This is a genomic window from Mycobacterium sp. (assembly GCF_040398885.1).
Lineage (GTDB): Bacteria > Actinomycetota > Actinomycetes > Mycobacteriales > Mycobacteriaceae > Mycobacterium.
This window is the reverse complement of sequence record NZ_JBBATF010000095.1, coordinates 1-11890: the sequence shown is the minus strand read 5'-3', so window position 1 is coordinate 11890 and position 11890 is coordinate 1. Positions and strand designations below refer to the sequence as shown.

At 69.5% G+C, this 11890-nt stretch carries 16 protein-coding genes and 1 pseudogene; 4 read left to right on the top strand and 13 right to left on the bottom strand.

Translation table 11 applies throughout. From position 1 onward, the window contains the following. The 6 genes and pseudogenes from ADBZ5U_RS10265 to ADBZ5U_RS10240 form a co-directional block, all read right to left on the bottom strand. Positions 1–514, bottom strand: a 514-nt coding sequence (locus ADBZ5U_RS10265) for a ribonucleotide reductase N-terminal alpha domain-containing protein (RefSeq protein WP_526265032.1), incomplete at its 3' end; no start/stop codon positions are given. Further along, positions 481–975 (bottom strand): class Ib ribonucleoside-diphosphate reductase assembly flavoprotein NrdI, encoded by a 495-nt coding sequence (gene nrdI, locus ADBZ5U_RS10260; protein WP_526265030.1) that lies wholly within the window; start codon positions 973–975, stop codon positions 481–483. The genes ADBZ5U_RS10265 and nrdI, both read right to left, overlap by 34 nt. 10 nt (positions 976–985) lie before the next feature. Further along, positions 986–1243: a redoxin NrdH gene (locus tag ADBZ5U_RS10255; RefSeq protein ID WP_526265028.1), complete on the bottom strand. Its 258-nt coding sequence runs from the start codon at positions 1241–1243 to the stop codon at positions 986–988. A 254-nt stretch (positions 1244–1497) separates the two neighbouring features. After that, entirely contained in the window at positions 1498–1860 is a 363-nt protein-coding gene (locus ADBZ5U_RS10250) for an META domain-containing protein (protein ID WP_526265026.1), read from the bottom strand. A gap of 13 nt (positions 1861–1873) precedes the next feature. Beyond that, a pseudogene (locus ADBZ5U_RS10245) lies at positions 1874–2750 on the bottom strand (SDR family oxidoreductase). Next, on the bottom strand, positions 2747–3412 hold the full coding sequence (locus ADBZ5U_RS10240) for a TetR/AcrR family transcriptional regulator (protein WP_526265024.1): 666 nt from the start codon (positions 3410–3412) through the stop codon (positions 2747–2749). Before ADBZ5U_RS10240 ends, ADBZ5U_RS10245 begins: the two are co-directional and overlap by 4 nt. 106 nt (positions 3413–3518) lie before the next feature. Between ADBZ5U_RS10240 and ADBZ5U_RS10235 the strand changes: the two genes are divergently transcribed. Continuing rightward, the gene (locus ADBZ5U_RS10235; protein WP_526265022.1) at positions 3519–5000 is read left to right on the top strand and encodes a cytochrome P450; all 1482 of its coding nucleotides are present in this window, start codon (positions 3519–3521) and stop codon (positions 4998–5000) included. A gap of 43 nt (positions 5001–5043) precedes the next feature. On the opposite strand, the gene ADBZ5U_RS10230 is transcribed toward ADBZ5U_RS10235, so the two are convergent. Both ADBZ5U_RS10230 and ADBZ5U_RS10225 read right to left on the bottom strand, forming a co-directional pair. Next, complete coding sequence (locus ADBZ5U_RS10230; RefSeq protein ID WP_526265020.1) at positions 5044–5313, bottom strand: metal-sensitive transcriptional regulator; 270 nt, start codon at positions 5311–5313, stop codon at positions 5044–5046. After that, entirely contained in the window at positions 5303–6226 is a 924-nt protein-coding gene (locus ADBZ5U_RS10225; protein WP_526265018.1) for a sulfite exporter TauE/SafE family protein, read from the bottom strand. The genes ADBZ5U_RS10230 and ADBZ5U_RS10225 overlap by 11 nt, the downstream gene beginning before the upstream one ends. Before the next feature lie 142 nt (positions 6227–6368). Between ADBZ5U_RS10225 and ADBZ5U_RS10220 the strand changes: the two genes are divergently transcribed. After that, complete coding sequence (locus ADBZ5U_RS10220; RefSeq protein ID WP_526265016.1) at positions 6369–6494, top strand: DUF8730 family Cys-rich protein; 126 nt, start codon at positions 6369–6371, stop codon at positions 6492–6494. Between the two features lie 9 nt (positions 6495–6503). Here the strand turns inward: ADBZ5U_RS10220 and ADBZ5U_RS10215 are convergent, their stop codons facing one another. From ADBZ5U_RS10215 to ADBZ5U_RS10195, 5 genes are all read right to left on the bottom strand, one after another. Beyond that, positions 6504–7610, bottom strand: a complete 1107-nt coding sequence (locus tag ADBZ5U_RS10215) for a hypothetical protein (protein WP_526265014.1) — start codon at positions 7608–7610, stop codon at positions 6504–6506. Between the two features lie 138 nt (positions 7611–7748). Beyond that, on the bottom strand, positions 7749–8825 hold the full coding sequence (gene hypE / locus ADBZ5U_RS10210; protein ID WP_526265012.1) for a hydrogenase expression/formation protein HypE: 1077 nt from the start codon (positions 8823–8825) through the stop codon (positions 7749–7751). Further along, positions 8818–9945, bottom strand: a complete 1128-nt coding sequence (hypD, locus tag ADBZ5U_RS10205) for a hydrogenase formation protein HypD (protein ID WP_526265010.1) — start codon at positions 9943–9945, stop codon at positions 8818–8820. The genes hypE and hypD overlap by 8 nt, the downstream gene beginning before the upstream one ends. Continuing rightward, positions 9942–10229 carry a HypC/HybG/HupF family hydrogenase formation chaperone gene (locus ADBZ5U_RS10200; protein ID WP_526265008.1) on the bottom strand — a complete coding sequence of 96 codons (288 nt, stop codon included), beginning with the start codon at positions 10227–10229 and terminating at the stop codon, positions 9942–9944. Before ADBZ5U_RS10200 ends, hypD begins: the two co-directional genes overlap by 4 nt. Position 10230: 1 nt before the next feature. Further along, on the bottom strand, positions 10231–10878 hold the full coding sequence (locus tag ADBZ5U_RS10195; RefSeq protein ID WP_526265006.1) for a hydrogenase maturation protease: 648 nt from the start codon (positions 10876–10878) through the stop codon (positions 10231–10233). A gap of 226 nt (positions 10879–11104) precedes the next feature. On the opposite strand from ADBZ5U_RS10195, the gene ADBZ5U_RS10190 reads away from it, so the two are divergent. Then, positions 11105–11485, top strand: a complete 381-nt coding sequence (locus tag ADBZ5U_RS10190) for a hydrogenase maturation nickel metallochaperone HypA/HybF (protein ID WP_526265004.1) — start codon at positions 11105–11107, stop codon at positions 11483–11485. Then, positions 11482–11890, top strand: a 409-nt coding sequence (hypB, locus tag ADBZ5U_RS10185; protein WP_526265002.1) for a hydrogenase nickel incorporation protein HypB, incomplete at its 3' end; no start/stop codon positions are given. The genes ADBZ5U_RS10190 and hypB, both read left to right, overlap by 4 nt.

Genomic DNA, 11890 nt, shown 5'->3' with positions numbered 1-11890 from the left:
GGGTGGCCGGCTGGAACCGGCCGTCGATGATCTCGTCGACCAGTTGCTCGGCCAGTGCGGTGTCCCCCGCAGCCAGGGTCATCGCGACCATCACCACGCGGTCCTCGAAGCGCTCCAGGTAGCGCTTGCCGTCGAAGGTCTTCAGCGTGTAGGAGGTGTAGTACTTGAACGCGCCCAGGAACGTCGGGAAGCGGAACTTCTTGGCGTACGCCCGGTCGATCAGCGTCTTGACGAAGTTGCGCGAGTACTGGTCGAGAACCTCGCGCTCGTAATAGTTCTCGCGAATCAGGTAGTCGAGCTTCTCGTCGTAGTTGTGGAAGAAGACGGTGTTCTGGTTGACGTGCTCGAGGAAGTACTGCCGGGCTGCGAGCACGTCCTTGTCGAACTGGATCTCTCCCCCTGCGCCGTACAGGTTGAGCATCGCGTTGAGCGCGTGGTAGTCGGTCTCCCCCGGCAGCGCGTGCGCCGGACTGGTGGTGGTTACCGGCTCTGCAGCAGTGACCGTTGGTGCCACTCGTCTTTGTCCTTCCAGAAGTCAGCCAGGCCCGCGCGGACGGCTTCCACGTCCTCCGCGGTTCCCATCAATTCGAATCGGTAGAGATACGGCACCCCGCACTTGCGGGAGACGACATCGCCCGCGTAGCAGTACTCGGCGCCGAAGTTGGTGTTGCCGGCCGCGATCACGCCGCGGATCAGCGATCGGTTGTGCTCGTCGTTCAGAAATGCGATGACCTGCTTGGGCACATAGCCCCCGGCATTGGAATCCAGATCGGGGTCCGGCCCGTTGGCCTTTCCGCCACCGTAGGTGGGCAGGATCAGCACATAGGGTTCGTCGACCCGGATGCGGCCGTGCAGCGGGATCCGGACGGCGGGCAGGTCGAGTTTGCGCACGAAGCGGTGGGTGTTCTCCGAGACGCTGGAGAAGTACACCACCCGCACCGGGGCTTCCCCGAGCACGCCGCCGCCGGACTGCATGACGGTTCCGCTAGGCGCTGACGGCGGTGGCGTCGGTCTGCTCGACGCCGGCGAGGGCCTTGATGCGGTCCGGGCGGAAGCCGGACCAGTGCTCACCGCCGGCCACCACCACCGGCGCCTGCAGGTAACCCAGCGCCATCACGTAGTCCCGGGCCTCCGGAACCTCGGTGATGTCCACGATCTCGTAGGCCAGACCCTGCTTGTCGAGGGCCTTGTAGGTGGCGTTGCACTGAACACAGGCCGGCTTGGTGTAGACGGTGATGGTCATCTGCTGGAGGACTCCTCGGCGAGCGTTTCGACTGGTCCCGGCGGACCCGCGATCCGCGGGCCCACCGGCTTTCCAAACACTACACCTAGTGTCCGACAACGCGTGTAGGTACTACATATTCCGAATGACATTTTTGAAATTCCCAGGTCGTAAGCCTGTTGCCAGGGCTCCGTTCGGCGTGTCGCACGTCACAACATGCCGTGCCACAGACCTATCAGACGGCGCCGACAAGCCGGATCGCGAGAGCGGCGCAATCAGAGCGCCACGGCCACGGCCGTCAGCACCGGGCGCGCGGCCTCGTCGACCAGCGTGAGCCGGTCCCCGGCGACCCGGAAGCCCCGGACCCGGCCCAGCGCCCCCAGAATGACCTGCTCCTGCTGCATCGCCTCCGGCGGGCCGGCCATCATCGTCGTGGCGACCTGGGTGAACGACACTGCCCCGCCGTCCACGGTGTACCCGCCCATCAACCGGTTGACCCCTCCGGAACCGGCCAGCCGGCCGTCCTCGCCGTGCAGCACCAGGTGCGGTTCGCGCATCTGCTCGGCCACCGTCACCGCGGCACCGTCCACGTCGAGCAGTTTCCAGTAGGTGTCGGTCAGTGAGACGTCGGCGGACATCGGCGTCGCTCCCCTATCTGCGGCCCGGCGGCAGCTGTCTGCGGGCCGGTGGCCGCAGCGCCCGGGCGAACAGCACGTTGACCGGTTTCATCACCACACCGAAGGGCCACGGCGCGTATCGCTTGAAAGCGTAGAGCGCCCGGATGTCCGGGGAGGTGTAGATCAGGAACCGGTTGCGGGCGACCCCGGCCAGGGTCTTGTCGGCGGCCCTCTCCGGCGACACCGCGTGACCGCTGAAGCGGCGGACCCAGCGCTGCACCCGGGGGTCGTCGCGGTCGACCCCGGCGATCTGCACCGACTGCACCAGGGGGGTGTTCACCGCGCCGGGGACCACCAGCGAGACCCTGATGCGATGCCGGGCCAGGTCGAACCGCAGCACCTCCGACAGCCCGCGCAGCCCGTACTTGCTGGCGCTGTAGGCGGCATGCCAGGGCAGCGGCACCAGTCCGGCGGCCGAGGAGACATTCACCAGATGACCACCCCGTCTGGCGGAAACCATTGGGGGAACGAAGTTTTCGATGACGTGGATCGGCCCCATCAGGTTGACGTCGATCATCGACCGCCAGTGCCGTGTGGGTCAACTGGTCGACGGTGCCCCACGCCGAGATACCGGCGATGTTCATCACCACGTCCATCGCGGGGTGGCGGCTGTGCACCTCGGCGGCGAAGTCGCTCACCGCGTCGAAATCGGAGACGTCCAGCGCGCGGTGCTCGGCCACCTCTGCCCCGGCCTCGCGGGCCGCGGCGACGGTGTCGGCCAGACCGTCGGCGTTGACGTCGGTCAGGTAGAGCACCGCGCCCTCGCGGGCCAGCCTGTGCGCGAGGGCCCGGCCGATACCGCTGGCGGCGCCGGTCACCAGGATCCGCTTGCCGCTGAAGCCCAGGCTCATGATCCGGCCTGCCTGCCGCCCTGTGCCGGCTCGGCCCGCCGGCCCCAGAGCGCATGCAGCCAAAGCTTTTCCAGCACCGCCACCGCGCGGGGAAGATCTCTGCCCGGACCGGTGAACGTCGACTCGCCCGACAGCGTCTGCGCCGTCGTCCCGACCAGGATCCGGACCAGGGCGCTGACGTCATCGGTGACCGGGTCGGCGGCGCCGTTGCGGATCTCGGCCTCCACCACCGGCACGATCTGGTCGATGACGAGATCGTTGTAGCGGTCCAGGATTTCGCGGATCTCCGCGTCGGTGCCGCGGGCGATGTTGCACGCCGACATGACCGGGTCGTTGTGGGCGTAGACCGCCGCGGCGCTGCCGATCATCCGTTTGGCGAACGCCGCGGGGGTCTCGTCGTCGCCGCGCGGGGCGAAGTCCCCGGTGAGTTCCTCGAGTTCGCCGACGACCTCACCGAGGATGTGCGCCAGCACGGCGTACTTGGAGTCGAAGTAGAAGTAGAAGCCCGAGCGTGCCACCCCGGCACGGTCGCTGATCGTGCTGACCGACAGTTCGGCGAATGGTTTCTCGGTCAGCAACTCCCGAACCGCCCGCACGATCGCGTGCCTCTGACGGTCGCCGCGCCGGCGCGGCACCTCCTCGGACTGCTGCGGAGCGCTCACCCGTTCACCATGCACCACGCCGAGCCGGGATGGAAACTTGACAGCCGTCAACTTTGCCCGGGAAAATGGCGCCAACGCCGGTCACAAGTCCACGCAGGAGACGCCGATGCCGACCATCAGCACCCATCAGCACCTGCTCGAACAAGCCCGTCGCAAACTCACCCCCACGCTGCAGACCATCCCAGGAATGGGGATCGTCGAGGACCGGCTGCGTAAACAGGAGTGGTCCCAGTTCGAGTTCTCCAGGCCACCGGCCGGCAGCGGCCTCAAACCGGTCATGGGCAACGCCGGGCTTCCGTTGCTGGGTCACCTGATCGAGGTCTTCCGCAGCGGCCCGGACTTCGTGCTGGAGAGCTACCGCAAGTACGGGCCGGTGTACTACACCACGACCCCGGCGCTCAAATCCGTCGCCGCCCTGGGCCCCGACGCCACCCAGGAAGTGTTCACCAACAAGAACAAGGACTTCACCACGGCGGCGTGGGCGGATGTCATCGGCCCGTTCTTCAAGCGCGGCCTGATGCTGCTGGACTTCGACGAGCACAGGTACCACCGGCGGATCATGCAGGAGGCGTTCACCCGCACCCGACTGGCCGGCTACATCGCCCACATGGACGCCGTGGCAACCAAGGTCGTCGCCAACGACTGGCCGGTGAACGACAACCGTTTCCTGTTCCTGCCCGCGATCAAGGAACTCGCCCTCGACATCGCCTCGGTGGTGTTCATGGGCCATGACACCACCAGCGACCACCAACTGGTCGCCAGGATCAAGGCGGCATACGAGACCACCACCCGGGCGGGCGGTGCGATCATCCGCACCCCGGTGCCGCCGTTCAAGTGGTGGCGGGGATTGGCGGCCCGCAAGGTCCTGGAGGAGTACTTCACCGCACGGGTCGCCGAGAAGCGGGGCTCCGACGGCACCGACATGCTGACGGTGCTCACCCACGTCGCCGACGAGGACGGCAACTCCTTCAGCGACGCCGACATCGTCAACCACATGATCTTCCTGATGATGGCCGCGCACGACACGTCGTCGTCGACGATGACGACCATGGCCTACCACCTGGCCGCCAACCCGCAGTGGCAGGAACGTCTCCGCGAGGAAGGCGACCGGATCGGCGACGGACCGCTGGACATCGACACCCTGGACAAGCTGGAGACCTGGGACCTGGTGATCAACGAGTGTCTGCGGATGGTGACACCGCTGCCGTTCAACGTCCGTCGCGCCGTCCGGGACACCTCCATCCAGGGCTACTTCGTACCGGCCGGGACGAACATCACCCTATGGCCGGGCATGAACCACATGCTCCCCGAACTGTGGGACGAACCGGAGAAGTTCGACCCGGCCCGGTTCGCCGAACCGCGCTCCGAACACAAGCGGCACCGCTACGCCTTCGCCCCGTTCGGCGGCGGCGCCCACAAGTGCATCGGCCTGGTGTTCGGCCAACTGGAGATCAAGTCGGTCATGCACCGGGTGTTGCGCAACTATCGACTCGAACTGCCGCACCCGGGGTACAAGCCGCGCTACGACCACGCGGGCATGCCGATGCCGGTCGACGGAATGCCGATCCTGCTCAAGCCGATTCGCTGACCCGAAGACAGCGGCGAGCCGCTTCGGCCGACCTGTCGGCTGACTACGCCAGCGAGAGGAAGAGCTTCTCCAACTCCGCCTCGGTCATCGGTGTCCTCCCGTTGACGGGGTCCCCGAGGACACATTCCTTGAGGCCGGAGGCGACGATCTTGAACCCGGCCCGGTCGAGAGCCTTGGACACCGCGGCCAGTTGCGTGACGACGTCCCTGCACTCGCGGCCCTGCTCGATCATCGAGATGACGCCGGCCAATTGACCCTGCGCGCGGCGGAGCCGGTTGAGCACCTCGGTTACGGCGGTTTCGTCACCGACCATGGCGGCCACCTTTCACGACACTGTTGCCAACGCGACTCGATGGTACCCCACCGGGTATGACGCCCGGGTCGATCAGGACCTTGCGCAGCGGGCAGCGCGCGTAGTGGGCGCACATGAAGGCGATTGCGCCGGCGATCGCGGCCACGATGGCCACCGCCGCCCCGATCCGGATGTCGGCCTCCTCGGCCAGCACCACCGACGCCATCGCGAGAACGAACCAGCCGAAGGCCTTTCGTAGCCTGGCCGGCTCGATGCGGGAGGTCAGCATGCCGCCGGCGACACTGCCGGCCACCGCGGCAGCGGTGACCAACCCGGCGAGTCTCCAGTCGATGGCGACCCCGGACAGGTGCCCGGCGAAGCCGGCGAAGGACTGCATCGAGATCACCACCAGCGAGGTGCCGACGGCCACCGGCATCGGCAGTCCGCCCAGCAGGGCCAGGGCCGGGACGAGCAGGAAGCCGCCGCCCGCGCCGACCAGGCCGCTGATCATCCCGACGACGACGCCCTGCAGCAGGATCTTCGCGATCGGCAGTGGTCCGCTCGATTCGTCGGCCAGATCACGACGGCCGCGAAGCATGGCCACCGCGGCGGCGATCATGATGACCGCGAAGGCGATCAGCAGGATGTTGCCGGGAATGAAGTGCGCAAGCCGGCCGCCGCCGAAGGCCCCCGCCATGGCGGCGGCCCCGAACACCGCCGCGACCCTCCAGCGCACCCGCCCGGCACGGGCGTGGGTGACCGCGCCCACCGCGCTGGTGACACCCACCACCAGCAGCGAGGTGGCGATGGCCTGCCTGGGTTCCATGCCGCCCACGTAGGCCAGCAGCGGCACGGTCAGGATCGAGCCGCCGCCGCCGAGCAGGCCCAGCGAGATGCCCACGAAGACGGCCAGTGCGACGGTGAGCGCGATCATGGTCACCTCCGCCCGGCGCAGTCATCGCGCCTTTCCTCAATACCTGTAGGGGTATTGTAGCATCGTCCGGCGCAGATACCCACCGGGGTACTTCTGCGGGTGGCGACGACCGGGTAACCTCACCAGTCCGAAGGAGAAGATCATGTGCTACCAAGTCCAGTGCCCGCGCTGCCACAAGACCACCTGGGACGGCTGCGGCCTGCACGCCGAGCAGGTGATGAGCGAGGTCCCCAAGGACCAGCAGTGCACCTGTGACGCCAGGCGCTGACGAGCAGTCTCAGCGCGCGGAACCCGCGGCGGACCGGGCGGCCCGCCGCGCCGAACCCGGGGAATCCGACGCTGCGCCCGACGCTGTGTCCGACGCAGACGCATGGGCCGGCCGGTGCGACCGGCGGGGCGCGGGTGCCGCGGCCGGGCCGGCAGGCGCCTGCGCCCCGGCCCGCCCTGCTAAGTCGGGCAGCTTTCCTGGATCGGCCGAATCGCTGGGAACCGGGTCCGGCGTCTCGGCCGCAGCGGCCGCCACGACCGACGCCGCCGGCGCGGGCTTGAGCGGATAGTTCTCGTAGAGCCACGGATTGTCGTAGGGCTTGTCCGGATCGCAGGACTCGCACAGCGCGGGCGCGAGCTTGCGGAACACCGGGGCCAGCCCGGTCTGCTGTTCGTTGAACCATTCGCTGTTCTGGACCCACGGGTTGAACGCGTCCGAGACCGACCGCAGCACCCTTCCGAAGGCGGTCGCGAAGTCGTTCGCCGAGACGGATTCGACAGGCGCCGCCGGGCCGGTCAGGTAGGCGTTCAGGGCGCCGAAGGCCCCGGTGCGATCGAGTTCGACGTACGCACCCGACCACGACGTCGGCTCACCGGTGAACGAGTTGGTCACGGTCGGGAACTGGTACCCGTCATACAGCTGCCTCGTCGGCACCTTGAGCGAGACATCTTGCAGCGCAACGAGATCCGGGCAGGCACCCGGCCTGGCCGCGCACCCGGCGTTCATCGGGAAGTTGGCCTTCGCCCACCAGCCGAACTGCTGTCCCAGGGCCGACGAGAACGGCAGGATCGGGATCGCCATGTCGACCAGCGCTTCGAGCTTCGGCGGGTCCTGCTCGTCGAACCCCAGGACGTTGGTCGGGCCCCACACCTGCCAGCTTCCGGTGGCGGCCATCGCATCAGCGAAGCGGTTCATGGCCTGCACTTCCCAGGCCGGGATCGACAGCACCATGTTGAGCAGGTTCTGCGGCACGGCCGCCGGCGAGGAATCGGCGATCAGCCTGTACGGCGCGAAGGACACGCGGTCGCCACCCGGACCCGGCGTGTTCGGCGCGGGCGCCACCGACGCGACGCCGGCGCTGAGCACGACGACCCCTGCCGTCACAAAAGACCGCATGGCAAAAGGCACAGAACGCCCCCCTCGATGGGTTCGCAGAAGTTTCTGAGAGTGATCTGAGCAAACCTACCAGGCGTGCCGTCCCAGGCCGCAAACGGCGACCTCCGGCGCCGCTGCGCACCATCGGCGCGCGCGCCCTCAGCAGATCCGTGGAAGTTGTTCGCCCAGTTCGCGTTCCGCCACCCGGGTTGTCCCGAAGGGGGTGCGCACCACCACCATTCCCGGGTGTTCGGCGACCACGCGGCCGATGACGGCGGCGTTCGCCCCCTCCGGGCGGGCCCGCATCGCGGCCAGCACGGCCTCGCTGTGCGCCGGGTCGACGAAGGCCACCATCTTGCCCTCGTTGGCCACCTGCATCGGATCCAGTCCCAGGAATCCGCAGGCCGACGCCACCGTCTCCGGCACCGGGACGGCGGACTCGTCGAGTTCGACGCCGACGCCGGAGGCGCGGGCGATCTCCACGGTGGCGGCGATCAGACCGCCGCGGGTCGGATCCCGAAGCGCGTGAATGTGATTGGGATCCTCGCCCCGGCCTTCCAGGGCGGCGAGCATGGCCGCCACCAGTCGGTGCAGCGGGGCGCTGTCGGTGGTGACCGTGGTGCCGAAGTCGATGCCCTCCCGCACGCTCATGATGGCCACGCCGTGCTCGCCGATGTTGCCCGACACGATGACGTGGTCACCCGGCCGGGCCTGCTCCGGACCGATGCGCAGCCCCTCGGGCACCACCCCGATACCGGCGGTGTTGACGAAAAGCCCGTCGGCGCCGCCCTTGCCGACCACCTTGGTGTCACCGGTGAGGATGTCCACCCCGGCTGCGGCGGCGGCCCGGCCCATGCTCTGCGCGACGGCGCCGAGCACCTCGATCTCCAGGCCCTCCTCGAGGATGAACCCGGCGGTCAGCCCGATTGGCTGGGCGCCGCTGCAGGCCAGGTCGTTGACGGTTCCGTTGACGGCCAGATCGCCGATGTCGCCGCCCGGGAAGAACAGCGGGTTGACGACGTAGGAGTCGGTGGTCAGGGCGATCCGCCCGCCGGGGTTTGCCAGCACGGCCGAATCGCGGGACGGCCCGCCCGCCGAGCCGAACGCGGGCAGGAAGAGGTTCTCGATCAGTTCCTCGGAGAGGATGCCGCCGCCGCCGTGACCCATGACGATGCGTGTGGTGTCGCGCAACGGCAGCGGGCAGACCCAGTTCGACGGGTCCGGGAGGTCAGGCACTCGCGGACGCCGATGTCGGCGCCGCAGCGCCTCCGGCCAACCGGCGGAACTGGTAGTACGCCGCGCAGGCGCCTTCGCTGGAAACCATGGTGGCGCCCAACGGGGTTCGCGGTGTGCAGCTGGTGCCGAAGGCCGGGCACTGGTTGGGCTTGATCAGCCCCTGCAGCACCTCACCGGCGTGGCACAGATCGGATTCGGCGACGGTCAACTGCCCCACCCCGAACTTGCGCTCGGCGTCGAACTCGGCGTAACGCGGCGACAGCGTCCAGCCCGACTTCGGGATCATCCCGATCCCCCGCCACTGCCGGTCGGTCACGGCGAACACCTCCGACAGCGCCTGCTGGGCGACAGTGTTACCGACCGCGGTGACCGCCCGCGGGTAGGCGTTGCGCAGTTCCGTCGTGCCCGATTCGAGCAGTTCGACCGCCTGCCGAACACCTTCCAGCAGATCCAGCGGCTCGAAGCCGGTCACCACGATGGGGACGCCGTACTTGTCCACCAGCGGCCCGTACTCGCCGGTGCCCATCACAGTGCAGACGTGACCGGCGGCCAGGAAGGCCTGCACGCGGTTGGTGGGCGAGCTGAGGATGGCCTCCATCGCCGGCGGCACCAGGACGTGGGACACCAGCATGGAGAAGTTGGTCAAGCCGAGGCGCTGGGCGTGCAGCACCGACATGGCGTTGGCCGGTGCGGTCGTCTCGAAGCCGACCCCGAAGAACACCACCTGCTTATCGGGGTTCTCGGCGGCGATGCGGGTGGCGTCCAGCGGCGAGTAGACGATCCGGACGTCCCCGCCGCGGGCGCGCACGCTGAACAGGTCCTGGCTGGATCCGGGCACCCGCAGCATGTCGCCGAACGAACAGAAGATGACGTCGTCGCGGGCGGCGATCGCCAGGGCGCGATCGATCATCTCCAGTGGGGTGACGCAGACCGGGCAGCCGGGCCCGTGGATGAACTCCACCGAGCCGTCGAGCAGTTGGTCGATGCCGTTGCGGATGATCGAGTGGGTCTGCCCGCCGCAGACCTCCATGATCGACCAGGGTCGCGTGACCGTGCGGGCGATGACCGCGGCGAGGCGGCGGGCCTGCGGGGCGTCGCGATACTCGGCGAGGAACTTCATCGTGGCTCCGCCTCCCCGCGGCGCTGGTCGGGCCCGCGGTCGGCCCCGAGCTCCTCCGCCAGGAGGCCCGCCGCGGCCAGCGTGCGGAGCGTGTCGCGGGCGGCGGCCTCGTCGATCCTCTGCAGCGCGAAGCCGACGTGCACGAGCGCGTAGTCGCCCACCGCGATGTCGGGCACGTAGGCCAGGCAGACGTCCCGGACGACGCCGGCGAAGCTCACGCGGCCCATGAGCGTGCCCTGCTCCGCGCGGATCGATTCCACCCTGCCGGGCACGGCGAGGCACATGTCAGGCACTCCTGGGGGCCGCGGCGGAAGCGGCGGCGGGCGGATCGTGGAGCCCGTCGCGCCGCTCGTCCCCATGTCGCGGCCGCTGCCGGTCGCCCGGCCCGTCAAGCTGCCGGTCGCCGAGCCGCGCGCACAGCCGGTCGCAGAGCGTGTCGATGGCCCGGTCCACCGCGGGCGAGAGCGAGTCGCCGGGGGCGAACGCCTCCCCGGCGATCAGCCAGGCGGTGACCCGCCGCGGATAGTCCGCCCCCAGCAGCCAGCGGCCGAAGGCGAGGGCGTGGTCCCAGCGGAAGGCGTGAAAGCTCGCCGCGGGGGCGGGCAGCTCGAGATCATCCCCCGCGACTTCGAGCAGCGCGCCCGGCGGCCCGCCGCCGCGGCAGGCGTCGATCATGATCAGCTCGGGCACCCCCCGCATCCGGAAGGCGACCTCGATGCCGGCGGTGCCGCAGTCGACGCACTCGACGCCGGCCGGGAGCCCGCGGTCGCGGAGCCGGCTGATGCAGACCGGTCCGGCGGCATCGTCGCCGCAGAGCAGGTTGCCGCAGCCGATCACGAGCACGGCCGGCGCGGTCGCGTCGCGGGGCGCAGCGGCGACGGCGGCCCGGGGGCCGGCGTCCGCGGCGGCCGGAGTGACGGTGCGCCTGTCCAAATCGAGCGCTTCCCTTCGTGGCCGCGGGAGTCCGCCGCCGACGCAAAAGTCTATCGTGCCCGGGATCCGGAATCCGCGCGGGAAGTCGCGCGGTTCCGTCCGCTTCGATTCGGCACCGCGGCCGGGGCCGCGGTATCCTCTCGGAAGACGATCACGACCTTGGCCGCGACCGCCACGCGGCGGTGGCGACGGCGGTCGCGGCGGTGCGTTCCGGAGGACCGGCGGGATGCACGAGCTGTCGATCGCCGCGAGCGTGGTCGAGATCGCGCGCGAGCGGTCGGCCGCGGCCGGAGGCCGCCCGCGGAGGATCGTGCTGCGGATCGGGCGGCTGGCGGGCGTCTCCGTCGACGCGCTGCGGTTCGGATTTGAATTGCTCGCGGAGGGCACGCCGCTGGCCGGCTGCGTGCTCGACATCGAGGAGGTGCCGGTGCGGGTCTGGTGCGGGGACTGCAGCGCGGAGGTGGAGCCGCCGGGCGTGCAGCGGCTGGCCTGCCCCCGGTGCGGCCGGCCGAGCGGCGACATCCGGGGCGGCCGCGAGCTCGACTTCGAGTCGCTCGAGCTGGACGACCGGGAGAGCGGTCGGCCGGGCGGCGGAGTGAGGCCATGATCGAGCCCCGGATCCTCGAGGTGCGGACCCGCATCCTCAAGAAGAACGACGAGCTGGCCCGGCGGATGCGGGAGCGGTTCGCGGCGGCGGGCGTGCTCGTCGTGAACATGGTGTCGAGCCCGGGCACCGGGAAGACGGCGCTCTTGCGGGAGACGCTCCTGCGGCTCAAGGCCCGCGGGCTCGCGGTGGCCGCGGTGGTCGGCGACCTCGAGACCGACAACGACGCCCGCCGGCTGGCGGAGAGCGGGGCTCCGGTCAGGCAGATCGAGACGCACGGCCTCTGCCACCTCGAGGCCGACATGGTCGAACGGCGGCTCGAGGGCTGGAACGTGGCCGACCTCGACTGCCTCTTCATCGAGAACGTCGGCAACCTCGTCTGCCCGACGAGCTGGGATCTCGGCGAGT

Coding starts and splice junctions, on each gene's coding strand:
- nrdI (WP_526265030.1), bottom strand. CDS start 975: ATGCAGTCCGGCGGCGGCGTGCTCGGGGAAGCCCCGGTGCGGGTGGTG.
- ADBZ5U_RS10230 (WP_526265020.1), bottom strand. CDS start 5,313: ATGGTCGGTGACGAAACCGCCGTAACCGAGGTGCTCAACCGGCTCCGC.
- ADBZ5U_RS10220 (WP_526265016.1), top strand. CDS start 6,369: ATGTGCTACCAAGTCCAGTGCCCGCGCTGCCACAAGACCACCTGGGAC.
- ADBZ5U_RS10235 (WP_526265022.1), top strand. CDS start 3,519: ATGCCGACCATCAGCACCCATCAGCACCTGCTCGAACAAGCCCGTCGC.
- ADBZ5U_RS10225 (WP_526265018.1), bottom strand. CDS start 6,226: ATGATCGCGCTCACCGTCGCACTGGCCGTCTTCGTGGGCATCTCGCTG.
- ADBZ5U_RS10215 (WP_526265014.1), bottom strand. CDS start 7,610: ATGCGGTCTTTTGTGACGGCAGGGGTCGTCGTGCTCAGCGCCGGCGTC.
- ADBZ5U_RS10250 (WP_526265026.1), bottom strand. CDS start 1,860: ATGTCCGCCGACGTCTCACTGACCGACACCTACTGGAAACTGCTCGAC.
- hypD (WP_526265010.1), bottom strand. CDS start 9,945: ATGAAGTTCCTCGCCGAGTATCGCGACGCCCCGCAGGCCCGCCGCCTC.
- ADBZ5U_RS10255 (WP_526265028.1), bottom strand. CDS start 1,243: ATGACCATCACCGTCTACACCAAGCCGGCCTGTGTTCAGTGCAACGCC.
- ADBZ5U_RS10200 (WP_526265008.1), bottom strand. CDS start 10,229: ATGTGCCTCGCCGTGCCCGGCAGGGTGGAATCGATCCGCGCGGAGCAG.
- ADBZ5U_RS10190 (WP_526265004.1), top strand. CDS start 11,105: ATGCACGAGCTGTCGATCGCCGCGAGCGTGGTCGAGATCGCGCGCGAG.